The organism is Flavobacterium panici (genome assembly GCF_903819335.1).
GTDB classification, from domain to species: domain Bacteria; phylum Bacteroidota; class Bacteroidia; order Flavobacteriales; family Flavobacteriaceae; genus Flavobacterium; species Flavobacterium panici.
Window position 1 is genome coordinate 72859 of the sequence record NZ_CAIJDE010000034.1, and the last position, 23832, is coordinate 96690.

Annotated in this window: 27 protein-coding genes; 1 reads left to right on the forward strand and 26 read right to left on the reverse strand. The window is 32.9% G+C overall.

Annotation, left to right across the window (positions count from 1 at the left end):
* Nucleotide 1: 1 nt before the first annotated feature.
* The 16 genes from FLAPXU55_RS06550 to FLAPXU55_RS06625 form a co-directional block, all read right to left on the reverse strand.
* A complete protein-coding gene (locus FLAPXU55_RS06550; RefSeq protein WP_180857038.1) occupies nt 2–1519 on the reverse strand; it encodes a phytoene desaturase family protein in 1518 nt (505 codons plus the stop codon).
* Complete coding sequence (locus tag FLAPXU55_RS06555; RefSeq protein WP_180857039.1) at nt 1516–5196, reverse strand: 1-acyl-sn-glycerol-3-phosphate acyltransferase; 3681 nt, start codon at nt 5194–5196, stop codon at nt 1516–1518. Before FLAPXU55_RS06555 ends, FLAPXU55_RS06550 begins: the two co-directional genes overlap by 4 nt.
* 163 nt (nt 5197–5359) lie before the next feature.
* Nucleotides 5360–6547, reverse strand: coding sequence for a DUF2062 domain-containing protein (locus FLAPXU55_RS06560; protein ID WP_180857040.1), 1188 nt, complete (start codon nt 6545–6547; stop codon nt 5360–5362).
* Between the two features lie 18 nt (nt 6548–6565).
* Nucleotides 6566–7051, reverse strand: a complete 486-nt coding sequence (locus FLAPXU55_RS06565) for a hypothetical protein (RefSeq protein WP_053472958.1) — start codon at nt 7049–7051, stop codon at nt 6566–6568.
* A gap of 2 nt (nt 7052–7053) precedes the next feature.
* On the reverse strand, nt 7054–7425 hold the full coding sequence (locus FLAPXU55_RS06570; protein WP_053472957.1) for a 3-hydroxyacyl-ACP dehydratase: 372 nt from the start codon (nt 7423–7425) through the stop codon (nt 7054–7056).
* An 8-nt stretch (nt 7426–7433) separates the two neighbouring features.
* Nucleotides 7434–8045: an outer membrane beta-barrel protein gene (locus tag FLAPXU55_RS06575; protein WP_180857041.1), complete on the reverse strand. Its 612-nt coding sequence runs from the start codon at nt 8043–8045 to the stop codon at nt 7434–7436.
* Nucleotides 8045–8644 (reverse strand): porin family protein, encoded by a 600-nt coding sequence (locus FLAPXU55_RS06580; RefSeq protein WP_053472955.1) that lies wholly within the window; start codon nt 8642–8644, stop codon nt 8045–8047. The genes FLAPXU55_RS06575 and FLAPXU55_RS06580 overlap by 1 nt, the downstream gene beginning before the upstream one ends.
* A gap of 37 nt (nt 8645–8681) precedes the next feature.
* On the reverse strand, nt 8682–9317 hold the full coding sequence (locus tag FLAPXU55_RS06585; protein WP_180857042.1) for a hypothetical protein: 636 nt from the start codon (nt 9315–9317) through the stop codon (nt 8682–8684).
* Nucleotides 9283–9909, reverse strand: a complete 627-nt coding sequence (locus tag FLAPXU55_RS06590) for an outer membrane lipoprotein carrier protein LolA (protein ID WP_180857043.1) — start codon at nt 9907–9909, stop codon at nt 9283–9285. The genes FLAPXU55_RS06585 and FLAPXU55_RS06590 overlap by 35 nt, the downstream gene beginning before the upstream one ends.
* Before the next feature lie 134 nt (nt 9910–10043).
* Nucleotides 10044–10757 carry a polysaccharide deacetylase family protein gene (locus FLAPXU55_RS06595; RefSeq protein ID WP_235991997.1) on the reverse strand — a complete coding sequence of 238 codons (714 nt, stop codon included), beginning with the start codon at nt 10755–10757 and terminating at the stop codon, nt 10044–10046.
* 68 nt (nt 10758–10825) lie between these two features.
* On the reverse strand, nt 10826–11887 hold the full coding sequence (locus tag FLAPXU55_RS06600; RefSeq protein WP_180857045.1) for a beta-ketoacyl synthase N-terminal-like domain-containing protein: 1062 nt from the start codon (nt 11885–11887) through the stop codon (nt 10826–10828).
* Complete coding sequence (locus tag FLAPXU55_RS06605) at nt 11887–13086, reverse strand: beta-ketoacyl-[acyl-carrier-protein] synthase family protein (protein ID WP_180857046.1); 1200 nt, start codon at nt 13084–13086, stop codon at nt 11887–11889. Before FLAPXU55_RS06605 ends, FLAPXU55_RS06600 begins: the two co-directional genes overlap by 1 nt.
* A gap of 140 nt (nt 13087–13226) precedes the next feature.
* A complete protein-coding gene (locus tag FLAPXU55_RS06610) occupies nt 13227–13484 on the reverse strand; it encodes a phosphopantetheine-binding protein (protein WP_012023174.1) in 258 nt (85 codons plus the stop codon).
* A 2-nt stretch (nt 13485–13486) separates the two neighbouring features.
* Nucleotides 13487–14101 carry a 3-oxoacyl-ACP synthase gene (locus FLAPXU55_RS06615; protein ID WP_180857047.1) on the reverse strand — a complete coding sequence of 205 codons (615 nt, stop codon included), beginning with the start codon at nt 14099–14101 and terminating at the stop codon, nt 13487–13489.
* Between the two features lie 16 nt (nt 14102–14117).
* Nucleotides 14118–14549, reverse strand: a complete 432-nt coding sequence (locus FLAPXU55_RS06620; protein WP_180857048.1) for a hypothetical protein — start codon at nt 14547–14549, stop codon at nt 14118–14120.
* A 19-nt stretch (nt 14550–14568) separates the two neighbouring features.
* Nucleotides 14569–15180, reverse strand: coding sequence for a hypothetical protein (locus FLAPXU55_RS06625; RefSeq protein WP_180857049.1), 612 nt, complete (start codon nt 15178–15180; stop codon nt 14569–14571).
* A gap of 71 nt (nt 15181–15251) precedes the next feature.
* Between FLAPXU55_RS06625 and FLAPXU55_RS06630 the strand changes: the two genes are divergently transcribed.
* Nucleotides 15252–15434 (forward strand): hypothetical protein, encoded by a 183-nt coding sequence (locus FLAPXU55_RS06630; protein WP_180857050.1) that lies wholly within the window; start codon nt 15252–15254, stop codon nt 15432–15434.
* A gap of 7 nt (nt 15435–15441) precedes the next feature.
* On the opposite strand, the gene FLAPXU55_RS06635 is transcribed toward FLAPXU55_RS06630, so the two are convergent.
* The 10 genes from FLAPXU55_RS06635 to FLAPXU55_RS06680 all read right to left on the reverse strand — a co-directional run bounded on the left by FLAPXU55_RS06635 (nt 15442) and on the right by FLAPXU55_RS06680 (nt 23630).
* The gene (locus FLAPXU55_RS06635; RefSeq protein WP_180857051.1) at nt 15442–16581 is read right to left on the reverse strand and encodes a beta-ketoacyl-[acyl-carrier-protein] synthase family protein; all 1140 of its coding nucleotides are present in this window, start codon (nt 16579–16581) and stop codon (nt 15442–15444) included.
* A gap of 212 nt (nt 16582–16793) precedes the next feature.
* Entirely contained in the window at nt 16794–17243 is a 450-nt protein-coding gene (locus FLAPXU55_RS06640; protein ID WP_180857052.1) for an acyl-CoA thioesterase, read from the reverse strand.
* The gene (locus FLAPXU55_RS06645) at nt 17218–18501 is read right to left on the reverse strand and encodes an ABC transporter permease (RefSeq protein WP_180857053.1); all 1284 of its coding nucleotides are present in this window, start codon (nt 18499–18501) and stop codon (nt 17218–17220) included. Before FLAPXU55_RS06645 ends, FLAPXU55_RS06640 begins: the two co-directional genes overlap by 26 nt.
* A complete protein-coding gene (locus tag FLAPXU55_RS06650; protein ID WP_180857054.1) occupies nt 18491–19243 on the reverse strand; it encodes an ABC transporter ATP-binding protein in 753 nt (250 codons plus the stop codon). Before FLAPXU55_RS06650 ends, FLAPXU55_RS06645 begins: the two co-directional genes overlap by 11 nt.
* 4 nt (nt 19244–19247) lie before the next feature.
* Complete coding sequence (locus FLAPXU55_RS06655; protein ID WP_180857055.1) at nt 19248–20246, reverse strand: BtrH N-terminal domain-containing protein; 999 nt, start codon at nt 20244–20246, stop codon at nt 19248–19250.
* On the reverse strand, nt 20246–20650 hold the full coding sequence (locus FLAPXU55_RS06660; protein WP_180857056.1) for a hypothetical protein: 405 nt from the start codon (nt 20648–20650) through the stop codon (nt 20246–20248). Before FLAPXU55_RS06660 ends, FLAPXU55_RS06655 begins: the two co-directional genes overlap by 1 nt.
* A 28-nt stretch (nt 20651–20678) precedes the next feature.
* Nucleotides 20679–21146 (reverse strand): ABC transporter permease, encoded by a 468-nt coding sequence (locus tag FLAPXU55_RS06665; protein ID WP_180857057.1) that lies wholly within the window; start codon nt 21144–21146, stop codon nt 20679–20681.
* A gap of 1 nt (nt 21147) precedes the next feature.
* The gene (locus tag FLAPXU55_RS06670; protein ID WP_180857058.1) at nt 21148–21579 is read right to left on the reverse strand and encodes a hypothetical protein; all 432 of its coding nucleotides are present in this window, start codon (nt 21577–21579) and stop codon (nt 21148–21150) included.
* Entirely contained in the window at nt 21579–22712 is a 1134-nt protein-coding gene (locus tag FLAPXU55_RS06675; protein WP_180857059.1) for a beta-ketoacyl-ACP synthase III, read from the reverse strand. The genes FLAPXU55_RS06670 and FLAPXU55_RS06675 overlap by 1 nt, the downstream gene beginning before the upstream one ends.
* A gap of 15 nt (nt 22713–22727) precedes the next feature.
* A complete protein-coding gene (locus tag FLAPXU55_RS06680; RefSeq protein WP_053472938.1) occupies nt 22728–23630 on the reverse strand; it encodes a hypothetical protein in 903 nt (300 codons plus the stop codon).
* Nucleotides 23631–23832 lie beyond the last annotated feature (202 nt).

Below are 23832 nucleotides of genomic sequence, written 5' to 3' on the forward strand. Positions count from 1 at the left end.
TCTATTCAGATTCGGAATTGATTTTCGTAACCAAATATTCTTTGCCCACAATTTCAGAACAGGTTGAAACAGCACCAATTGTTACGCCTAAAACGCCGTGCATATTGATACTCTGCCCTGTAAGATATAAATTATCTAATTTGGTTTTTGCCGGAATCAGCGTTTTCATCGGATTGTTTGAATCCTTAACATAACCGTACATATTTCCGTTGTAACCGCCAATATAATCACGATAAGAAAGCGGAGTAGAAGTGTGAATGGATTTTATACAACCTCTGATTCCCGGAAATTTAATCTCAATTTCATTTAAAAATTTTTCGGCTTTTCGGCATTTAAATTCCTCATAACTTTCGCCGCGGTCGCTTTCTTCTGCAGTTGTATTAAAAGTGTCGGCCCAGGGCGCAACATCTTCATATTTCATATAAGTAATAAAAGTCATTCCTTCGGCCCAGATTTCTTCTTTTTTTGAAGCATTCATGGAAGCCATAAAACCTTTTGGCCACGAATTTTCATCATATTCATGTGCCGTCCAGACTTCGCTGGTTTTCTTGAAATGATAAAAATTATGATTGATATATTTAAAAGTTTCCGGCTTAAAAACAATATATAAACTAAAGGCCGAAATAACGCCTTCAAGACTTTGCACACGATTGACAAAAGCTTTCCTGAAGTTTTCTTCCCCCGCCATTTTTAAAGTCGTTTTCGGTTCGATATTCGAAATAAACATGGAGCCAAAAACTTTTGTTCCGTCTTTTAATTCAACAAAATTGACTTTATTATCTTCAACATTAAAACGCGTAACTTCTTTATACTTGTAAAATTCTCCGCCGTATTTTTTGAGTTGTTTTAAAAGCTGTTTTGTAATCTGGCTTCCGCCGTTAATACATCGCCACGAACTTTGAATATAAGAGTTTACAGATAAGGCATGAACGTAAAAAGGCGATTTATCCGGAATACCCGCATACAAAAAATTGGAACCGGCAAGAACCGCTTTTAGTTTTTCATTCTGCGTACATTCTTCAATCGTTTCTTTTGCATTTAATGCCAGAATTTCGTTGTCGTATTTACCTTCCCAGTTTAAATTATAAAGCGGAAAAGCATCGCAGATGGTTTGCAGTTTTTCGCAGTACTTTTCAATATTTGCTTTTTCTTTGGGAAAAAAAGCAGTTAGTTGATCGACAAAATTTTGATAACCCTGTGCATGTGGATATTCGTTTTGATCGTCTTCAAACGAAATCATATCGTAACAATTCTCGTCTAATTTTTTTAAGTTGAGATGATCAATAATGCCGATATATTTAAAATATTTATACAAATTTTGACCTTCGGCTAAACCTCCGATATAATGAATTCCGGTATCAAAAATAGTTTTATCACGAACAAAAGTCTGCAGATTCCCGCCGTATTGATTGTTCTTTTCGAGCACACAAACGCTGTAGCCTTCTTTAGCCAAAATTATAGACGAAACCAATCCGCCTAAACCGCTGCCAACAATTACTACATCGTATTGCTCTTTCATTGCTTTTTATTTAATACAATTATCGCATTTTCTTCTGAAAAAATTTCGAAACCATAATCAACTAGTTTGGTTTTTAAATTAGAAGAATTGACTAAAATTATTGAAGGAGAGGCGATCACTTTTTCAAGATCCGAAACATAATTTTCATCAGAAATTAAAACTACTTCATATTGATTTTCAACTACAGAATCTAATTGATCGAGATAAGATATTTTTCTCTTTTTTAGAAAATAATTTATTTTGGCAACCAATACTTTTTCTTCGTCGTTTATAAAAGAAACTATTTTTCGCTGCGGTTCCTGTAATGCTAATAAAACGTCTAATTGCCCATAATCATTGCCAAGATGTAAAATTTTAGCTTTAGGATTAATGTGTTTATTTAAATTGAAATACGTTTCTAAATTCTGTTTTAAATCTTTTTTTACAGCATCGCCAATTTCAATTTCTTTATAATCGTAACTATTAACCAGCATTTTTTTGAAATAATCCGGCCCTTCTAACTGCTGACGAATTTTGCGATGTTCTCCTTTAAAAAAGGTACTTATTTGTTTTGTTCTTTCGGCATAATTGTTTCCAAACGAAGTATTTTCAGGAGTAATTCTTTCTAAAATAGTAACGGTTAAATTTCCATCATGAATGATAAAATCACCTTTTGGAATTAACTCTGAAGCACCATGAATAACAACCGGAATTATGTCTAATTTAAATTCTTCGGCAAGGAAAAAAGCACCTTTATGGAATCGTTTTATTACATTGTTTTCTGAACGCGTTCCTTCGGGAAAAACCATTAGCGAATATCCTTCGTTTACTTTTTTGCGTAAATGTTCAACGCCGCCTTCCAAACCTTCAGAAACAGGATAAAAACCGGCTTTTCTAACAACGCCGCCAAAAATAGGAGAGTTGTAAACCCAGTCGCTTACCAGAAAAATAATTTTTGGACTCAGCATTCCAATTGAAAGAATATCTAAAAAAGAAGAATGATTAGCAATGATAACGACAGGTTTTTCAAACGTTTCATTAAAATTGTTAACGACTTTTTTGTGTATAAAAGGGTTAGAATACAATACCGATTTCATGTATTTTGAAACGATATATCTAAAACCTTTCATTTTTGTTTTTTTACTGAGCGGCAAAATCGGCATTAATGTAAAACTGAAAAATGACATTAAAATTCCGCCCATGCCGTAATAGAAAAATGACATTACGCCATAAAGAAAAGTGCGCAATTGAAAAGGCGGGTTTCCTTTTTTAGGACGATTTGATAAAAATAATTTAAACAGAATCGGGTAAAAAATAAACGTAATAATTAATGCCGCAAAAACCCCAATTAACGAAACGGAAGAAATGGAACGCAGCGCCGGATGTTTGGCAAAAATCATCGCGCCAATTCCTAAAATGGTTGTAATTACTGCCAGAATAATGGAAGTTCTGTAAATGGCAATTTCGTTTTTGCCGTTTGTATATTCTTTCTGTAAAGCACTTGTCATGAAAATACTGAAATCGACACCGTGACCAAAAATCAAAGTACAGACAATCATGCTGAAAATGTTCATTTGAATGCCAAAAATGCCCATAATTCCGGCTGTTACAATTCCCGTTAAAGCAATTGGAATACAGCTTACGATTACTAATTCGATTCTTCGGAAAAAGAAAAACAGAATTAAAATTACAGCAACAAAAGAGTAATTAACAAGCGAATTAAAATCGGTTTTTAAAGTGCTGAAAAAAGTTTCGTTCATTTGCTGACGATCAATTGCAATAAGATTTTCTTTTGCAGAAGTCGATTTTACAAATTTGTCGCGCTGTTCTGGTGTAACTTTTACTAAAGTAGAAATCGTATAAAAACCATTTTTTTCGGTTACAAATTCTTTTAATTGTAATGCCTGAATTTTTAAATAATCTTGGGTAGAAATTGGTTTGAAATCAAAATCTAAATGATCAAAAAACAGCGAATAAGTGATTGGCTTAAAGCCGAGTTTTGAACCTTCGGTGATTAATTGAGATTTTAAAATTTGTTTTTTTTCTGCGTTCCAAAATGAATTCCATTTTGCAATTTTTTGAATTTGTTCTTTCTGCGAAAGTACAATTCCGCCAACAGAACTAAAATTCAATATTTTGTCTTGCTTTTTTTCTTCGGATAAATCAGAAAAAAGCCTGCTGTTGTTTTGCAAAACTTCTTCCATGCTTTTTCCGTAAGACGCAACATAAATGGTTTTTGAAGTTAAGCTGGTACTTTCTTCCAATTGTTTTTCAGCCGCTTTGATATCTTTCGGAACAAAATTTAATTGCGACAAATCGTTATTAAAACCAACATCATTATAAGTAAAACAACAAATAATGGTAATGATAACGCAAAAACCAATTAAGAATTTGTTATTGTGAAATGAAAAATGAGCCAATTTATCGATCGCATTTTTCTTGTGTTCAAAATTGTTTTCTTTTGGTTTGTATAAATGCGGGACAATTAAAAGAGAAAAAATTCCGGTTGCCATAACGATAACGGCAGCAAAAATTCCGAGATCATTTAAAGCGTCAGATTTTACAAAAAGCAGACATAAAAAAGCAACAGCCGTTGTTGAACTGCTCATAATTACGGGCATTGTAATGTCTTTATACAATGTTTTGATGTCGCTGTTATGTTTATAATGCGTTAAAATGTGAAGCGAATAATCGATCGTGATTCCTAATAAAATAGAACCAATTCCAAGAGAAATGGCTGAGATTTGTTCTTTTACAAAATATAAAAAGGCAACGGCAAATAAAGCCCCGAAAACTGTTGGAAGGAAAATAATTAGCGGAATAAATATTTTTCTGTAAAACAAAATCAGGATCAGCATTAGCGTAATCATGGCGATTGTTGTGGTCAACACAATATCGCTTTTAATTTGATTGGCATTTGCAACGGCAATCAAAGCAGAACCAAAATAAGTGACAGAAGTTTTTCCTTTAAATTTGGTATTTAAATTTTCCTGAATTGATTTTAGTTTTTCGGCAAAAAGAGTATTCTTTTCTGTTTCGCTTGAAGAAATATCTGAAGTTATAAAAAGCAGTAATTTCTTTTTATCCTTTGTCATTACAAAACCATTGTCGAGCGTAAAATCGTCGCCAATATTTAACTGCTGTAATTTTTTTAAAGCAATAAAAGAAATCCCAAGCGGATCCTGCAGAATAAAATCTTTGGTAATAAATCCCGAAGGCGAAATAATCGATTTGTAATTTCCCTGAACTGTTGCTGCAATACTGTCTTTTTGAAGTTTAGTTTGAATGGCAGCATAATCTTTATCTTCAAGAAAAAGCGGCAGATTATTGTAAACGAAATCAATAGTTTCCTGAATGTTTTCTTCATCAACTTTTCCCTGAATTCCGGTTATGTAAGGTTTACAGGATTTAGCAACGCTGTCTGAAAAAGCAGTAGCCATTTCTTTTAAATCTTCGGCAGAACCGTTTTTTTCGAGTTTGAAAATAACGGTCGTTTTATCGGCAAAGTTTAATTGTTTTAAAACTTTTGCGGTTGCATCAGCTTTATCATTTGTTGGGATAAGTTTGGTAATATCTTCTTCAAACTTAATTTGGGAAGCAAAAAAACCAAATACCAAAAGCATCAAAACGGCCAAAAGAACCGAGAGCGATTTTCTTCGGTTTACAAATAAATGAATGGCGTAAAAGTATTGATGCATAATTATTTATATTGTTTTTTTGCCACAGATTAAAAGTTTAGCTTTAGTTTGTCACCCTGAGCGAAGTCGAAGGGCGTTCCAATTGGACGTGGGCTTCGACTTCGCTCAGCCTGACAAACTGGATGTAAAAATCATTTTAATCCGTATAATCTGTGGCAAAATCTTATTTAATATTCGTTTTGTTTTTAGAACTAAAAGCGTTTAAAAGTAAATAACTTATAAGTCCAGCTGATAGTGCTAAAACGGATGCTAAAATAAGACTTCCGACGATATATTGTGCAGCGTTTTTTTGAATATCGTCAAGTGTGGCCGAACTATCTAAAATTAGCGGCGCATCGCTCGTAATAAAAAGACTTCCTGTTTTTAAAGAACCGTAGATTACCAGCGGAATAAAAGGCGGAAAACTCACATTTGAAGATAAAAAAGCAATGACTTTATTAAGCCTGAATAAAGCCGCAAAAGTAAAAAGAAGTATGGTTTGAAATCCCCAAAAAGGCGAAATCCCGATAAAAATTCCTAAAGCAATCGAAGCAGATTTTGTAAAATTAGAATCGTTACTTTCTAAAATATCTTCTAGGAAAAACTTTTTAAAACCTTTTTTTTTTGCTCGCCGAAAGAAATCGCGAGGTTTAATATACAGCAAAGCATTGGTTACCAAAACCGTATTTAAAATACTGATTCGGGTAAAATCCCTGAAAGGACGAAAATGAGAAACACGTTCTGCCGGATCATATAAAACCTGAATTGGAATGTTTTTTACCACAATTCCTTTCCATGCCGAACGAACAATCACTTCGATTTCAAACTCAAATTTATTGGTATAAAATCGTTTTGGAATTAATTTCAAAGGATATAATCTAAAACCGGATTGTGTGTCCTGAAGTTCAATTCCGGTTTCAAACTTAAACCAGAAATTGGAGAATTTGTTTCCGAAACTGCTTTTTTTAGGAACATTTTCCTGTGTCATGTTTCGGCTTCCAATTAAAAGCGAATTCGGTTCTTCTTGAATTGCTGAAATAAAACCTGGAATATCAGATGCGAAATGCTGACCGTCAGAATCTATCGTGATGGCGTACTCAAAATTTAGCTCAATTGCTTTTCTAAAACCATTTAGCAGTGCTCTTCCTTTTCCTAAATTTTTAGGATGATGAATTTGAGTAAACTGCGAATATTGTTTTAAAATTTCGCTGGTTTCATCTGTTGAACCATCGTTGACAATAATGATATTTTGAGTGAAATCTAAAATAGAATCCAGCACTTTTTTCAATGTTTTATGGTTATTGTAAGTGGGTACAATAACACAAAATGAAGTTGAATCGAGCAATTCCTGCTTTGATAAAATAGGTTTCATTGAGAATTTTTCATAAGCTTATTTTACAAACTGCTTCTCTTTTTCAGAGAAACTTTTCGATTGCAAAACAAAGTCTTTTAGATAATCTTTCAAAGCACCATTTTGCTCGGCATAATGTGCTGTGATGAATTTTTTATCTTCTTTAATATTTTTTCTGTAACCTGTAATTCCGGGAACATTTTCCTGAATACTCAATCGAATCATTCTGATTTCGATATTATTAGGTTCGCTTTTTATAGTCGATTCCAAAAGTTTTGCACCTTCTTTAAAACGAGAAATCTTGCTTCCTAATACACTTTCAAATTTAGAATCTAATAAAATTGAAGCTGCTTTGTAAGCCACTAAAATTTTATCATCGTTGTTTGAAACTCCGGAAAGTTTTTCGATAAATTCTTTAGAATTGGTTTCTGATTTTGCAACATCAGTATACATTTTGCGGATAGCAGCCAAATCCGGCGTTCCTGCAAAATTTATCCATAGAAGTAATGACAATAGTAATTTCATAATTATAATTTTTTATACACATTGCTTAATTTTAAAGCTGTGGTATCGTTAAAATATGTGGTGTTTTTCACCTTTACCAAATCATCTTCTGTGGTTGTAATGTCAATTTCTAAACGCAGTTCCGGATTTGTTTCCGGGTTTATTAATGCCATGAATTTTACATTCGAAAGTGTTTGTATAATCAACGAACTTTTTGTGATTGACTCCGCAAGTTCTTTAATAATCTGAATCATGCAAACGCCCGGCATTATTGGGTTTCCAGGAAAATGACCTTTAAAAACCTCATGATTGGCATTAACTAATATACGAAAATTATATTTAGCATCGCCTGTTTTCTCCTCCGAAAGCACTTTGTAAAAGTCTTTTAAAACCATATTTTTTATTATTTCACATCAAAAGAATAGGTAACACCTATTTGAAAATTGACATTAGTATTATAATCACCAAAAAAGTAATGTTCGTTTGAATTATTATGATAATAATCGCTGTCTAAAACATCATAAAGGCCTTTTTTAAATCGAATCTCAAATCCAAGTCCCGAAGGCATTTTATAAGCAAGGCCTGTAACAAATGAAAGATCATTATTTGTTTTTCTAAAAACTAAGTTGTCGTCTAAAAGAACGTCTAAAGCCGGACCAAACTGTACTTCTAAACCTTGTCCAAATTTAAATTTGTTAATCAAACCTATCGACAAATAACTTATTTGTAAATCCTGATAAACAGTTCTTTCTGTCTGTGTATTTGGGTCAATAAAATTTCGGGCAACATTATTAGAACCCTGCCTGATATAATTTATTTCGGGCTGAAGCGCATAACGTTTTGATATATTTATTTCTCCAAAACCGCCCACATAAAAATCAGGCTTGTAATCAGCATGCGTTTCGGAAATTGTCGATAAACTCAAACCAGCCCTTAAACCAGGATTAAAAGTTACCTGAGCTTTTGAGGCAAAGATTCCGATAAATAAAAAAGCAAATACGATTATTTTCCTCATTATTTTACTTTAAAAGTATAGCTGATTCCTATTTGGAAAACCTGATTTAAAATAACATCATTGTAATAGTAATCATCATTGTTATTATTAAGTCCGTCATAGCCATAAATATCAATCAATCCTTGTTTGATTCTCGCTTCAAAAGACAATCCATTTGGCAGCGTATATCCAACACCTCCCACAATTGCAAGGTCAAAACCTTCAGGATTGCTGTTGATATAATTATCACCAACTTTTATATCTAAAGATGGACCGGCTAAAACATGAAAACCTTTACCTCCAAAATGATATTTGGCAACGGCACCAAGTGTAAGATAGTTTAATTCATACTTTTCAGAATAATAACGGCCGTTTTCGAAATATCTTCCTTCATCCCCTTGTCTTGAATACGTTATTTCAGGCTGTAACGAAAAATATTTATTAAATTTAATGTCTACTAGTCCACCAATGTAAAAATCTGTTTTAGATCTATTATCATCAATATTGGTTAATGTTGAAATATTCAAACCGCCTCTAAGGCCGGGACTAACTTTTACCTGCGCTTGTGATTTTACAAGACCGATAAATAAAACGAATGCAATTAAGGTTATTTTTTTCATCTTTTTATTAGTTTAATTTTATGATTAGTTTAAGTTTCTACTCTGATTTAAAATAATTTAGCTCAATTTTAAGCTTAATATTTTGATGAATTATCTGAATCTTCTCAGCAAAAATATTGTTTTCTGAATGGAAAAACAGTGTAAATTTTTCTTTTGTTTTAGAGGCATGAACGATCTTTTCTAATTTTTGATCTTTTTTTGAGATAAAAATATAATTGTCTCTTTTGCCATCTGCCGATTTATAAATGTCATTTGATTCGTTTTCAAATTGTTCCTGAATCAAATATTGCTTTTTTAAAAGCAGGCGAAAATCTTCTTTTAATGTATTAATTAAAATTTTTCGATCTAATTCTGAAACAATCGAATTGACTTTAAAATCATTTTCAGAAATTTCAAAATCCATTAATTTATTTCCGAATTCCGTTGTAAAAACAATTCGATGCGTTGTGTCGCTTATTTTTTTTGCAATGAAAATTCCTGACAATTCATTTCCGTAAACAGATATATTAGTTTTATAAACATAATCCGTTTTTGAATCTGAAAAATAGGGAACATCATAAGCCGTTTTGTCTAATTTTTTCGGCGTATAGTTTTTTGTGACCGAGCCGCAAGAAACCAATACAATTGCCAGAAAGTAATTAATTAGTAAAAACTGAATCGTCGATTTTTGCATTGATTACTTTATTTTTAAGTACAATTCTGGTATAATCTTCAGATGATTCTAATAATTTTACCTGAACCACAGTTGCTTCTTCCTTGTCAAAAGTCAGTTCGATTTGTTTAATGTATTTTTTCAGCGTTGCATCTTTCGGAATAAATTTCGCTAAGTTCTGACCTTTCAGTTTAAAATACGAAATCGTAAATTCTTTATCATCAAACATATTTCCGCTTACGCTTCCCACGATTAATTTATTAATTCTCGCAAAGATTTTACTGTTGCCAATATCGACCGCGCTTTTCTTTCCTTCGTCGTTAATCAGTATTTTTCCGTTCTTGAAAACAATGCTGTAATTATATGGTTTTTTATATTGCCATTGCAAAAGTGCAGGTTCTTTAAAAACCATTTTTCCCGAAGTTTCAATGTCTTTCGAAAGGAAATCCAAATGTTTGTACTGAACAAAATCTGTACTTAAAGTTTTGATTTTTTTCGCCACAACATTTACATCTTGTTTAAAAGAAGCAATTTCAGCATCGGTCATTTTTTGTTCCTGAGCGAACAAACCACTTGAAATAAATAGAATTAGTAATGCTATTTTAGTTTTCATATTTTTTTAAATTGTGCTTATTATTTTGCCACGAATTTACTTCGTCTGTTCGCTATCGCTCGAGTCACCAATTTTCACGAATTTTAATTTAATAAAATCCGTTTTAATCTGCGTTTTCGCTTTAGCGAATCTGTTTAATCCGCGTTCAATTCATAAGCATTAAGATTCAAAAGTTCTTCAATCGAAACCACTTCATAATCATTCTGCTGTAAAAATTGCAAAAACTGTTCCAATACTAAAACAGAGTGCGATCCGGTATCGTGCAAAAGTACAATTCCGCCCGGAGAAACCCGTTTTATAATGCGATTGAAAATTAATTCCTGATTTTTAGTTCCCCCATCAAGAGAACGAATATTCCAGCCAATTGTTTTATGTCCGGTGATTTTTAAAGCTCTTCGAATAGAAGGCGTCGTAACTCCATAAGGCGGACGAAAGAAGTTTATTTTTTTTGAAGTAAATTTTTCCAGCAGTTTATCTGTTTTACGAAGTTCCTCAGTTACTTTATCTTCATTGTAAAAATCAAAAAATTTAGAATGAGAATAAGAATGATTTCCAACCAAATGTCCTTCTTCAATAACTTTTTGAATAATTTCAGGATGTTTTTCAATATTTTTTCCAATGCAGAAAAAAGTGGATTTAGCATTGTATTTTTTCAGAAGATCTAAAACATCTAAAGTAAATTCACTTGGGCCGTCATCGAAAGTTAAGGCAATTTTTTTCTCTGTTTCCAGCGGATTATTGCAGAAAGATTTTACATGATAATTAGAAGAAATTATAGAAGAGCCAACAGCATTTATTCCGATCCAGATAAAAATTATAGCAAAAAAATACCATAGATTTATTGCCATAAAAAGATTCAGAAGAAAAACTAAAAGCAATAAAAAGATAAAAAAGATCGAAATGTTTTTATGCGTTATCATTTTGAAAGTAACGTAAAACTATGATTTTTTCCGTTTAATTGATTGTACAATAAAATGGTTTTGTAAACTGGTTTTACAGCCGAATTTACTTTTATAATTTCTGGAATTTCCTGTGTTTTTAAAATCTTCGAAGCCATCCAAAAAGCAAAAGCCGAAGCCGTATCATATTCGCCGCTCAAATGTTTGTAGTATAAAACAGGAATTTTGGCGAAAGCATTTTCGGCAAGATTTTTATAATAATTTTCGAAAGAAGCATTTCCGTCAAAACCTAAAACCAAAGCGTCAACATCAGAAATTTCTAGATTATTTGATTTCAAAAATGATTTAATTTCAGATTCAATTTCGTTTTCTTCCAGCGTATTTACAATCGCAATATCCAAAAGTTCAGCGTATGTGTTTTCTTTTCTTTCATTTTCTAAAACAAAAAAACTGGCACCTTCTCCGTAAACAGCTCCACTCGTTGTAGAATTTAAAACATCGTAAGGCGCTGTATTATCAGCTTTAATACGTCCGTTTAGTTTAAAAAGTGAAGTCGTATAATCACCATTTTCATCAACGCCGCCCACTAAAATTGAATTCGCTTCGTCTTCCTCAATCTGCATTTTAGCATCCAAAAGTGCCGATTCAAAAGAAACCGCGCCGTTTACATACGTAAAATTATAACCTTTACATTGCTGTAAAAGTGCAATTTGCGCACCAACTGTATTGTGCGTAGATTGAATGAAAGAAGTTGGCGTTAAAAATTCTTCTTTATTATCTAAAATGCTTTTCAGGAATTTTTCAGAATCTTCGATGCATCCTAAACCGGTTCCGGTAATAATTGCATCGACTTTTTCAACATTCGCATCTTTCATGGCTAAAGCCGAAGCTACGATTCCGTTTTTTACACCTTTTGCCATTCTGCGGCTTGCAGCCGGAGAAATATATTCTTTGTATGCCGGCGAAACAATTGCCAATACATTTTCGTCGTGATTAACATTGGCCTCTTCTAAAAAAACAGTATCAAATGTTTTTTGAGTCGAAATACAGCCTACTCCATTTATATATGTTTTTTTCATTAGCTTTTTGAAAATATAAGAGTGGAACAATTTCCTCCAAATCCAAAAGAATTAGATAAAACGTGTTCGATATTTTTAGTTATTAATGAAGTCTGCGGAGTCAAATCGAATTCTTCCATCTGCGTTTCAAAATTCAAATTCGGATAAACAACATTATTCTGAATAGCCAAAACACTGTAAACGGCTTCAATTGCTGCCGCCGCCGCTAAAGTATGACCCGTAAAAGGTTTTGTCGAACTAAAATCCGGAACTTTTTCTTCTTCATAAATTCGGCGTAAAGCTCTTCCTTCAGATAAATCGTTGTTTGGTGTAGCAGTTCCGTGAACGTTGATGTAATCAATTTGAGAAGGTTTTAAACCCGAAATTTCAAACGCTTTTTTCATCGCCAGAAAAGCGCCGTCTCCATTTTCTGAAGAAGCCGTTTGGTGAAAAGCATCATTTGCATTTCCGTAACCGGAAACTCTTGCCAATACTTTTTTATTTTGTTTGGCCACAATTTCATCCGATTCTAAAACCAAAAAAGCAGCAGCTTCCCCAAGATTTAATCCTTTTCTGTTATTGTCGAAAGGTTTGTTGTAATCGTCAGATAAAATCATTAAAGTCTTAAATCCGTTGATGGTGAATTTTGACAAAGCGTCAGCTCCACCAACAATAACGCGGTCTAATTTTCCTGTCTTGATTAATCTCGCACCCAGCATAATTGAATTTGCTGCAGAGGAACAAGCCGTACTAATAGTTGAAACCATTCCTTTTAAACCCAGTTCTTCGGCAATTTTATCTGCAACATCGCCGCCGTCGTGACAGGTAATATATTTAACCAGTTCAGGTTTTTCGAAATAATCGTAATAATGTTTCTCTGTCATGTCCATTCCGCCCACACTTGTAGCCGAAATAAGCCCGGTTCTAAATTCGTTGATAGAGGTTATGCCGGCATTTTCAACAGCTTGTTTTGCTGCCAAAGTACCAATCATAGCGGTTCTCGAAAAATTATTATCACTGTTTAACTCCAGTTCGCTGATAAGTTCATCGTTGGTTTTTTTAATTTCACCTACTTTGATAACATCTGCATGAACTGTAGAAATATTAGAGATACGGGAAATCCCGATTTTATTTTCGATTAATGAATGATAATTTTCCTCAACCGAATTCCCGATTGCGGAGATAATTCCCATTCCCGTTATTGCAACACCTTTTGCCATTTTAGATTTTAGAGTTTTGATTTTAGATTCTAGAACTTTGTCAAAGTTTGAAACTTTGACAAAGTTGACGGATTTTAAAACATTTTAGATTTTAGATAACGAGATAAGAAATCTAAAATCTAAAGTCTAAAATCTGCAATCTATTTAGTTCTGTTGGCGCTAATGTAAGCCGCCATAGTTTCGATAGACTGGAAAATTGTTTTCCCTTCTTTCGGATCTACTAATTTAATTCCGTAATCTTTATCTAAAATCACGATCAATTCAAGCGCATCAATCGAGTCTAAACCTAAACCATCTCCAAACAAAGGATCGTTATCAGCAATGTCTTCGATTGTGATATCTTCAAGGTTTAAAGTCGTAATGATTTTATTTTTTAATTCTTCTTTTAATGCTTCCATGATTATTTATTGTATAATGTATTGATAGTTTCGTTTGTATATTCTGTGTTTTCGTCTTTACTTATTGTACAGAGAAAAGCTTTATAATTATCATTAAAAAATTCTACCCAACCGCATAAAACCATATCTGCTTTATTCGTATTCAACAGAATATTAGAATAATTCGACATAAATTCCGTGTTAAAAGTGTCAAATATAAAGAAAGAATTTTCACTTTTCAGCTGATGACGGATACTTATTTCACCAAGACAAATATTTGGGAGCGTATAAACGAAAACCGCCGGACTTGGAAAATAGTTTTCTTTGTCTGAAATCGATTCCTGATATTTTACATCGGTATCTAAACTTGACGATTTATTGGCCAAAACCAAAGCGATATTATGTTCTTTTTCTTCTGAAGTTATCGGACTCAAAAGCAATTCTGATCCTAAAAAAGCCAGTTTGCTCAAAGCATCCATTTTGAAAAATTTTGGATATTGCATCTCAAAATTACGATAGGCTTGTTTAGAGAAATCATTAAAATCTGTTGGTTCATTTTTGAATACAGAAGTTCCGTTCAAAACAATTTCGTTGTTTTGGATTGTGATGTAGGATTGTATGTTGGTTTTTTGAGTCATTTGTTTTTTATAGAGATTATTGCCCTCTTTCAAAAGTACTTTCAAAAATTACTTTTTTCAAAATGATATTGTTATCTACAAAATCATCAGTATCTATTATGTATAAAATTCTATTGTTATCAAAAAAATCTAAAAGCTCAGTTGTATTATATTTAGAAAAAAAATTGCCATCAATAATTTTATTTTTTTCGTTCTTTAAAAAAACATTTTGCTTTGTTATTCTTTCATAATTTTCAGTAATAGGATGTTTAAAACGAAACTGTTTGTAAATGCTATTGTGAAAGAAAAAAGTATAAAATGGATTTATAGAACCTTCAAAGAATTTTTCCTGACTTTTCCCATGATCAAATAAAATATAAATAGTATCTGATTTTTTTAAATTTTCTAAGCTTTGACTCCTTATTGTATTTATATTTATTAAAAAAAGGATAATAATAACTTTTTTCATTTTAAAAAATTCTATTTTTTTATGAAACCCAAGTTTGAACAACTTTTACAATATGCCATCTTCCTGATTTATTTTCAATTGTAATTTCAAATCCTTGCCCGCATTTTCCTCCTCCACAAGAAGCACTTGCAATTATAATTCCTGAAGTTTTATTTTTATTGAACCGAATATTAGAAATCTCGATTGTGCCAACTGGCATTCCACTTTTTTTATCTTCTATATTCCAAAATCTTTCTTCTGGAAATTTTGAAGCATATTGAAAATCAAATTTTTTATTGTTTTTAAAAGGCGTTAAATCGAATTTCTCATTTCTAATTTTATTGTTTACTATAAAATCATGAACACCAATTAAAATTCTGTTTTTGTCATTTTTAATACTGTCTTGTTCAATCTGATATCTTTTTAATTTATCGTGATATCCAATAGTATCTTCTTTATTTGTTTTGAAATCTCTTGTTGGCATTGGCGGCGGAAGCATAGTTCTTCGATCCATATAAATAGAATCTACGATTTCGACAAAGACACTATTCATTACGTGTTTTTCAAAATCAGATTCAGACACTTCTTTCTTTTTACATCCAAAAGATGAAAGCAGAATTAGAGTTATAAATATGAATTTTGATAATTTCATTTTTTAATTAACTATGTTGAACTTGTAAGATTTATTTACAAGTTGGAATTAAATTTTATAAATTTGATATCATGAAATTCTACGAAAAATATCCAATATTAAAACAAAAAAGCTTTCTATCAAAAGTTCTTATTGACACTGTATATTCTACCATGGCTTTAGAAAATCAAAATGTTTTAAAAATCAAAATCATTAAAATCGTTGATACTATTTTGAAAGAAAGAGAATTAAAAGATTCAGCATTCTTTAAATAGGATTTTTTTATTTCACTTTCTCAAAAACAACAGCCGTATTACAACCTCCAAATCCAGAAGCCGTTTTCAAAAAATATTCAATCTTCTTTTCTTCATTTTTCTCAATCACATTGATTGTTTCACTCACACCAATTTCATCAAAACCTTTTGATTCAAAAAGTGTATTTTGATTAGCAGATTCAATCGCAATTACAGTTTCCAATAATCCCGAAGCACCTAACGTATGACCGTAAAATCCTTTTAAACTATTTACAGGAACATTTTGTAAACCTAAACGATTTAAAGCAATCGCTTCCATTTCGTCGTTAAACGGAGTTGCAGTTCCGTGTGCTGAAATATAATCTAGTTTGTTAGCTTCTATTTGAGCTTCTTTTAAAGCATTCTGAATACTTCGAAACAAACCTTCACCTGTTCTTGACGGTCCAGAAATATGATTCGCATCGTTTATCGAACTGTCACCAATCACTTTTATTTTAGCGTTTTTTGCTTCCGCCGAAATTAAAACTGCTGCTGCTGCTTCGCCTAAACTTACTCCGGTTCTGTTTTTAGAATACGGTTTACAAGGTAAATCGCTCATTGCCTGAAAGGCATTAAAACCAGACAAAACAAATTCTGAAACTTCATCGCCGGCAACAACAAAAATGTTGTCATACAATTCAGATTGAATCATTCTTTTAGCAATTGAAACTGCCAAAATTCCCGAAACACAAGCATTTGAAATAACAATGGGCTGTGTTTGAAATCCGAAGAAATCTGAAATGGTTTTTGCTAAAATATCTAAATGTGCGTTATTAAAACTGTCGTCAGAATCATTTGCTAAAGCCGTAACATTTCCTTTTGTGGTAGAAAGTATAAAAGCCGTTTTTGAATTTAATTCAATTCCAGAATTTTTGATAATGGGCTCTAAAGCCAAAATCATCATTTTCTCTAAACGGGAATATTGAGTTTCAGTGCTTATTTTTGAAAAAGCACTGTTTATTTTTTCATCAGAAATAATCGAAGCATAAAATGAATTGGGCATTAAAGAAATATCATTATGAAGCTGAATGCCGGAATCGCCGCGAAGAATAGCTTCAACATTCGATTCGACATCAAAACCTAAAGGTGTGATACAATTTGTTTCTGTAATGTATATTTGTTTTAACATTTTATGATTCTCAGTTTCTCCTGCAAGGTTTTCAAAACCTTGTAGGTATTTATTTTAAAGCTTTGTCTGAAAAAATGGCTCGCAGATTTTACAGATTAAACAGGTTTACACAGATTATTTTATTTTATACCTACAAGGTTTTGAAAACCTTGCAGGAAACGAATCTTGGTTATTTTATTTTTTTATTCGTGAAAATTAGTGCAATCCGTGTTTTATAATAGTAATCCAACTTTCTTTTTCCATTCCGTATAAAAAGGAGGATTTGTCAGCATTAAATTTCCTTCTTTATCTAAAAAAACCTGAACAGTTTCGCCTGTGCAGGCAATTTCACCTTTGTCATCAATAATTTTAAAACGGTAAATCATTTTTGCAGCGGGCGTATCGACAACTGTTGTTTCGATTGTAACTACATCGCCGTAACGTAAAGACAATTTATGTTCGCAAGTCGATTTTACAATTGGCGTTGTATATCCGGTTTTGGCAATGTCTAAATACGTAAGTCCGTGCTGGCGGCCAAACGCTTCACGTCCATCTTCAAAATAAGTTATATAGTTGCCGTGCCAAACGATTCCAAGCGGATCAGTTTCGTTAAAACGAATTCTGATTTCGTGTGTAACGGTCAGGTTTGTAGCTTCGTTAAACTGCTCTTTTCTTTTTATCATAAAATAATGCGATGGCTGTGGTAAGAATAAAAAACAAAAATAGTAAACTTATTTTTGGGATGATTTCCAGGAAAGTAACGTTACGTAATAAAACGTCATAGAAAGCATCTAATCCCCAGTTCATTGGAGACGATTTAGCAATAATCTGCATGATTTTTGGCATGGCAAAAACCGGAACCCAGATGCCGCCAATTGCTGCTAAAATGATCACGCTTGTTGCGCCAAACGGAGCCGATTGTTCCTGTGTGCTTGCAATTGTTCCCAATAAAATTCCAAACCCGATGGCGGCAAAACCTGAAAATAACGCCACGACACTCATTAATGCTAAATGTCCTTCGATATTTAAAGACGGCAATCCGATGGATGGAAATAGAAAAACGGCAACGGCAACCATCATATAAAACTGAATCATACAAATGACAGAATAAGTGATCGTTTTACCAATAATCACAACTAAACTAGAAACAGGATTGGTTCTTAATCGAACAAAAGTTCCCTGAGATTTTTCTTTTACAATATTAATAGATAACGGAATTACAATAAAAAATATCGCAAAAAGTGTCCACGCCGGAACGTTATGCTGAACCGAATTTGGACGAACTTCTTTGTTATTAATCTTCGGAATTATCTCTTTGAAAGAAATGAAACTTTTTTGCTCAAAATTGGTGCTACCTTCTCCTAATTGTTTTTCGAAAGTGGTGTAAATTGATTTGGTTTCAATTTGCGAAATCATTTTGTCGATCGAACTCATGACCGCATTTTTAAAACTCATTTGAACCGCCGGATCAAAATACAGTTTTACTTCTTTTTCTTTAATTATGGGTTGAGGTTCGCTTGTCGCAGTACTGTCAGTCATGCCTAAACTGCTGACAATTTTTTCGACATTTTGATCAACTTTCGCTTGTAAATCTGAGCTTAAATTTTTTGGGATTACAATGGCCAATTGAAATTTTCCTTTGTAAACATTTTCTCTGGCAATATCTTCGGTAATTGTTTTATTGTCGATTTGCGTTACAACACTGAACAGATTACTTTTTTCTAAATTCTCAAAAACGGTTTTGGAAACAGAACCTTTATCATTGTCAACCAATAAAATGGGAATTTTAGAATCACTGACGGTTTTAAAAGTACTGTCCTGAATTAACGTAACGGTAATGACCAAAACCAAAGGCATTATAAACAGAATAATCAATCCGCCTAAATCGCGTTTAAGCAGTAAAAATTCTTTTACGATCGACATCCAAATTTTATATAGCATCTCTCAAGTCTTTACCGGTTAATGAAATAAAAACGTCTTCGAGATTTCGGGCATCTTCAACAGAATTAATTAAAGTTGAAGGCGTTCCTTTTGCGTAAATTCGGCCTCGGTCTAAAATGGCAATATTGGTGCAGAAATCTTCGGCTTCAGCCAAATGATGCGAAGTATAAATAATAGATGTTCCGTTTTGGTTCAACACTTTTAGATAATCTATAATGGCATTTTTAGACTGCACATCAACACCAACAGTTGGTTCATCTAAAAATAAAACTTTTGGTTTATGCAGAATTCCGGCAATTAAATTGACACGGCGTTTCATTCCGCCAGAGAACGTTTCAACAGGTTTGTCGGCAAATTTTAAAAGGCCCAAAAGATCTAAAGTTTCGATCACTTTATCTTTTAAGTCAGAACCTTTTAAACCGTACATGCTTCCAAAATAATGCAGGTTTTCTCTTGCTGTAAGAGTAGGATATAAGGCGTATTCCTGAGGAACAATGCCTATAATTTTTTTAATTTTTGAAGAATGATGCTGATAATCTAAACCATCAATTGAGAAATGTCCCGATGTTGGTTTTACCAATCCGCAGAGCATTGAAATTAAGGTTGTTTTTCCGGCGCCATTTGGGCCAAGTAAACCAAAAATTTCTCCTTCATTTATATTTAACGAAACGTCGTTCAAAGAAAACTGATCGGCTTCTTTGTACTTTTTCGAAAGGGATTCTATTTTAATTATGGATTGCAAAATATTAGCTGATGGCTTTTTTTAATTTTTTGAAAAAGATTTCTTCTCTGTTGGCAATGTCTAAAAGTTCATCGGCAATAGTGTTGTAAGCGTCTTCTTTAGCACTTCTGTTTTTATAAATACGTGAAGCTTCAACGGCAAAATCACGCCATGAATCTCCAATTTTTGTCATTTCTTTCGAAAGTTCTTTCAATTCTTCATTACCTAAAATAACCGAAGCTTCTTGTAAAAATGCCGCATAAATAAAACGGAAACCACCGCCTCCAGTTCCAATTTCTTCCTGCATACGAACCATTTGCGCCAAATAATGATTGGCTTTTTTGGTTCCGTGTTTTATCGGCCATTTTCTAATTTGCTTTGAAACAAATTTGATGCCGCGAACGCCTACAATTGGCATTGGCGCAAGCATATCTCGGCACGTATTTTTAATTCCTTTAATGATGGCGCTTTTTAAATCAACGTCTTTCGGAACCTGAATTGGATAATACATTTGTCCGCGAGGCGCAAAAGCACCTTTGGCAAAACGAACTTTGTCTAATTCTTCGTGCGTTAAAGTCGTAACGGTTTCCATAACTGGATCACTCACTAAATAATCTGTTTCGGTTTTTCCGTAAACAACTAAATTGTGTGCGTTGAAATGAAAACGATATTCGTCTGGAAAATAACTTAAGTTGTAAACGCCGACTTGTAATCCGGTTGGAATATTATTTTTTAAATTTTCGTCTAATTCTTTATTGGCATTTGAAACAGAAGAAAATTTTTGTCTTTTTATTTTTAAATTTAAACGATTGGCAACTTTATTAAAAATTTGTCCAGGCAGAGTTCTGTAACTAATTGCCGGAGCATAATTGACTTTTATAAAAGGCAGATATACAAAAAACAATCCAGAGCCAATACCAAAAACCATCGGTTCGCTGATGTTTAGTCCGCTGTTTTTTAGCAGATTCGACGCTACTCCATTCTCGCAATGAGCAGACTGATGATGTGTGAAAGTTAATTCCATTATTTGGTGATGCTGTTTTTTAATTCTTCAATTGAAATTTCAAAGGTGTCAGCGTATTTCTTTAAAACTTTATCGTTTAGTTTTGCAAAAACGCTTGGTTTAAAATGTCTTTTTACGCGCCATTTCCAAAGTCCTACGTAACTTGATAAAATAGTAAGATCCATTTTATTTACTTCCATAAAATAAACGATCGGGCTTACTTCGCCATTTAAAACTTGTTGTCTGGCTTCGGCGATACGCTCGTTTATTTCTTCAATAGAATTAGAGAGTGCAATTGTTTTGGGTTCCCAGCCTGTGCTTAGCGTTGTGGTATAATTGCCGTTTTCATCAGTTGCATATAAAAGCTCTTTTACATTGTTTTTAGTTAAGTTGCTTTTATCCTGAGGTACTTTATCTTTTTCCATTACCTAGTTATATTTTCAAGTGGAATTATTACGAAACTGAAACTGTTTTTTGAATGAACAAATTAATTTCGCATTCTAAGAGTATCTGATCTTCTACTGAACTTTGACAGCTCATTGTGCATAAAGTGTAATCGTCGCCGGCAAATTTTGAAACTAAATTTGCTTTGGTAATTATAGTATCGCCGACTTTTGGCAGCGAATGAATTTTTACATTTTTTAAGGCACTGATAAATCCAATTACATTTACGTTCTCATTTTCTGTTCCGTCTTCGTCAAAAAAGTATTTTTTTCCCACGATTGATGAACAAGTCTGCGCCGTATTTTCAATTAAACCTGCTTCGATAAAAACAGTATCCTGAACAAAAATATTGTCTTCTTTTATCAAAAAAGTGGTTTCTACAAAGTTGGCATCAATATCCAAAATCAAATCGACCATAAGCATTGGCGCTCGGTGCGGTAAATAATTTTGTATGTCAACTCCGGTATTCAAAATCATATTATTTAGCTAAAACGGTTTTCATTTGTCCGTTTGCAATTTCTTCATTATTTAATATCGTAACGATTTTCACCAAAGTGATTCCTGCAAATTCCTGCAAAATAGTTACTTCAGATTGAATGTTGTCATTTAGTTTTGGCAGCTTTTTAATTTCAATTTCTTTAATAGAACCAATGTAACCTGTTGGTGCAGTTTCGTTTCTTAAAAAAAACTGATATCCCGTATGCAATGCTACAGACTGTGCCATATGTTCAATTAAACCGGCTTCCAGAAAAATATCATTTTTCACGAAAATATTATCCTGCTGAATTGTTAAACCAGAAACCAAAGAAGTTTCGGTATAAGAATGCATAGCATCAACCATTACAAAAGGGAACTTTTGAGGTAATAAATTTTCGACTGTTTCTTTTTCTAAAAGTGCCATTGTTTCCATTAGCAAACTGTTAAATACGCATATGCAAAAGAAAATCTTCCGCTTTCCGGAACTGATAAAAGAATTTTATCTCCTTTTTTCAAATTTCCTGAATTCATTAATTCTTCTAAAGCCAGATAAATAGAAGCAGAACCTACATTTCCAACTCTGGAAAGATTCATGAACCATTTATCATCGCTCATTCCGATTCCTTTTTCGGTTAACCCTTTTTTCAGTCCTTCCACAAAAAAGTTAGAAGAAACGTGAGGAATAAAATAAGTAATATCGTCAGATTTGATGTTGTTTTTATCCATCGCGTCTTTCATACTTTTGGCACCTTTTGAAAGAATAAATTCATCTAAAAGTTTAACGTCTTGTTTAATTGAGAAAACAGATTCGTTCAGCCATTGTTCCGGTGCGTAATCGCTCCATGATTTTATTTCTCCGTTTTCTAATTTATCACCTCCGGCGTACATGCAGGTTTCTAATTCGTATGCATACGAAAAAGCTTCCATCCATTCTATTTTAAGAGAAATTGTTCCTCGGGGCTTATTTTCTAATAAAAATGCACCGGCACCGTCAGATAACATCCAGCGCAAGAAATCTTTTTTGAAAGCGATAATGGGCTGTTCTTCCAGATTTTTTAAATTGTCGGCTTCGTGATTGTATTTTTGAGCATTCAGCCAGGTTGAAACTTTTTCAGATCCTGTGCAGATTGCATTTTTTGAATTTCCAGAACGTACGGAAAGAAAACCAAATTTAAGGGAGTTCATTCCGGCACAGCAAACTCCTGTTGAAGAGTTTAGTTCTACCGATTTATTTTTTAGCAGACCATGAACCATCGCCGCGTGTGAAGGCAGAAAAATGTCCGGCGTTGAGGTCCCGCATGAAAGTACTTCTAAATCCTGAGGCGTAAAATTTTCGTCGAACAACGGCAAAATAGCATTGCGTGTTAATTCGGCATTACTGTGTGTGCTTTTTCCTGCTTTATCAACAGCGTAATAACGGCTTGTAATTTTGTTATTGCGCAAAATAATACGTCTTGCTTTTGAGGCAGTATCGTTGATAAGTCCTAAATAAGCTTCCATTTCATCATTTGAAACAGCTTCGTTAGGCAAATATTTTGCAGCTTTTGTTATATATACTTCAAACATAATCTAAATTCTCGTCTAAACTCCTTGATAATATTGAGTTTGTCTTTTTATGGTTTTTAACTTAAAAGGGTAGGAAATAAAGTGCAATATATACACTATTGGTGAGATTAACCAAATTGCCAAGAATAAATAAACATTAAATACTTTTAGAAGCTTTTTTCGGTTTTTTTGATTTTTAAAAATCAGGTTTGACCATTTATTGAAAATTTTATTAGCCGTTTTGTCTACTGTTACTAAGTACGGACTAATTTTTACAGCTCCAATTCCTACCAATTTTGGCTGTAAATCGTCTAAATCATTCTCATTAAATGATGAAAGTATTACTTCTCCAAATTTTGGAGATTCATTAATGTCTTTTTCTGAAACTCCCGGCAACGGAAAAATACCTAAATATTTTTTCTTAACACCAGAAAACATCCATTCTACAATTGTAATAACACTTATTAAATTTCCAACACGATCTACGAGAGCAACATTGCCTACTAATTGTGCATTGGCTTCTTTTAGTAATGTTTTAATTTTTTCCTGCGCCATAATCCACATGTTTCTTGAACCGCTGATAGTTACAACCGGCGTGTTGTTCAGAATTTTTTTGGCTTCGTCACTTTTCAAAAACGAGTTTATTGGGATTGAAGGTGATAAATACCAAACCTGATAATGGAAAAGTACCAAATCAAATTTTGTGTTTAAAATTTCTTCAGGAACTGGTTTTAATGCCGTTGGAATCTGTAAAAAAGATTCTGGAAAGGCATCAAAAAAAGCATCTTTACTCCACGGAAACGGGAAGGGTTTTTCTAATTGTATTTCGTGAAAAGTCACCTTTATATTCTCTGAATTTAGAAATGGTTTTGCGATGTTTTGCGCAATGGTTTCTAACTGTCCTGATTGAGAATAATAAATAACAAGAACATTTTTCATTGAGGTTTGTTTGCTTTGGTTGCGAACAAAAATAAGTAAATTTATTTAAACGGATTTTTCTTGTTTAACGGATTGAGGGTTTGCCACGAATTACACAAATTTTCACGAATGTATTGCGTAAAAAAGAATGTTTTATGCCACTCGTTGAGATTTATAAAATTTCACCAAACATTAAATTAGTGAAAATTTGTGTAATTCGTGG

Coding starts and splice junctions, on each gene's coding strand:
- FLAPXU55_RS06550 (WP_180857038.1), bottom strand. CDS start 1,519: ATGAAAGAGCAATACGATGTAGTAATTGTTGGCAGCGGTTTAGGCGGA.
- FLAPXU55_RS06555 (WP_180857039.1), bottom strand. CDS start 5,196: ATGCATCAATACTTTTACGCCATTCATTTATTTGTAAACCGAAGAAAA.
- FLAPXU55_RS06560 (WP_180857040.1), bottom strand. CDS start 6,547: ATGAAACCTATTTTATCAAAGCAGGAATTGCTCGATTCAACTTCATTT.
- FLAPXU55_RS06565 (WP_053472958.1), bottom strand. CDS start 7,051: ATGAAATTACTATTGTCATTACTTCTATGGATAAATTTTGCAGGAACG.
- FLAPXU55_RS06570 (WP_053472957.1), bottom strand. CDS start 7,425: ATGGTTTTAAAAGACTTTTACAAAGTGCTTTCGGAGGAGAAAACAGGC.
- FLAPXU55_RS06575 (WP_180857041.1), bottom strand. CDS start 8,045: ATGAGGAAAATAATCGTATTTGCTTTTTTATTTATCGGAATCTTTGCC.
- FLAPXU55_RS06580 (WP_053472955.1), bottom strand. CDS start 8,644: ATGAAAAAAATAACCTTAATTGCATTCGTTTTATTTATCGGTCTTGTA.
- FLAPXU55_RS06585 (WP_180857042.1), bottom strand. CDS start 9,317: ATGCAAAAATCGACGATTCAGTTTTTACTAATTAATTACTTTCTGGCA.
- FLAPXU55_RS06590 (WP_180857043.1), bottom strand. CDS start 9,909: ATGAAAACTAAAATAGCATTACTAATTCTATTTATTTCAAGTGGTTTG.
- FLAPXU55_RS06595 (WP_235991997.1), bottom strand. CDS start 10,757: ATGGCAATAAATCTATGGTATTTTTTTGCTATAATTTTTATCTGGATC.
- FLAPXU55_RS06600 (WP_180857045.1), bottom strand. CDS start 11,887: ATGAAAAAAACATATATAAATGGAGTAGGCTGTATTTCGACTCAAAAA.
- FLAPXU55_RS06605 (WP_180857046.1), bottom strand. CDS start 13,086: ATGGCAAAAGGTGTTGCAATAACGGGAATGGGAATTATCTCCGCAATC.
- FLAPXU55_RS06610 (WP_012023174.1), bottom strand. CDS start 13,484: ATGGAAGCATTAAAAGAAGAATTAAAAAATAAAATCATTACGACTTTA.
- FLAPXU55_RS06615 (WP_180857047.1), bottom strand. CDS start 14,101: ATGACTCAAAAAACCAACATACAATCCTACATCACAATCCAAAACAAC.
- FLAPXU55_RS06620 (WP_180857048.1), bottom strand. CDS start 14,549: ATGAAAAAAGTTATTATTATCCTTTTTTTAATAAATATAAATACAATA.
- FLAPXU55_RS06625 (WP_180857049.1), bottom strand. CDS start 15,180: ATGAAATTATCAAAATTCATATTTATAACTCTAATTCTGCTTTCATCT.
- FLAPXU55_RS06630 (WP_180857050.1), top strand. CDS start 15,252: ATGAAATTCTACGAAAAATATCCAATATTAAAACAAAAAAGCTTTCTA.
- FLAPXU55_RS06635 (WP_180857051.1), bottom strand. CDS start 16,581: ATGTTAAAACAAATATACATTACAGAAACAAATTGTATCACACCTTTA.
- FLAPXU55_RS06640 (WP_180857052.1), bottom strand. CDS start 17,243: ATGATAAAAAGAAAAGAGCAGTTTAACGAAGCTACAAACCTGACCGTT.
- FLAPXU55_RS06645 (WP_180857053.1), bottom strand. CDS start 18,501: ATGCTATATAAAATTTGGATGTCGATCGTAAAAGAATTTTTACTGCTT.
- FLAPXU55_RS06655 (WP_180857055.1), bottom strand. CDS start 20,246: ATGGAATTAACTTTCACACATCATCAGTCTGCTCATTGCGAGAATGGA.
- FLAPXU55_RS06660 (WP_180857056.1), bottom strand. CDS start 20,650: ATGGAAAAAGATAAAGTACCTCAGGATAAAAGCAACTTAACTAAAAAC.
- FLAPXU55_RS06665 (WP_180857057.1), bottom strand. CDS start 21,146: ATGATTTTGAATACCGGAGTTGACATACAAAATTATTTACCGCACCGA.
- FLAPXU55_RS06670 (WP_180857058.1), bottom strand. CDS start 21,579: ATGGAAACAATGGCACTTTTAGAAAAAGAAACAGTCGAAAATTTATTA.
- FLAPXU55_RS06675 (WP_180857059.1), bottom strand. CDS start 22,712: ATGTTTGAAGTATATATAACAAAAGCTGCAAAATATTTGCCTAACGAA.
- FLAPXU55_RS06680 (WP_053472938.1), bottom strand. CDS start 23,630: ATGAAAAATGTTCTTGTTATTTATTATTCTCAATCAGGACAGTTAGAA.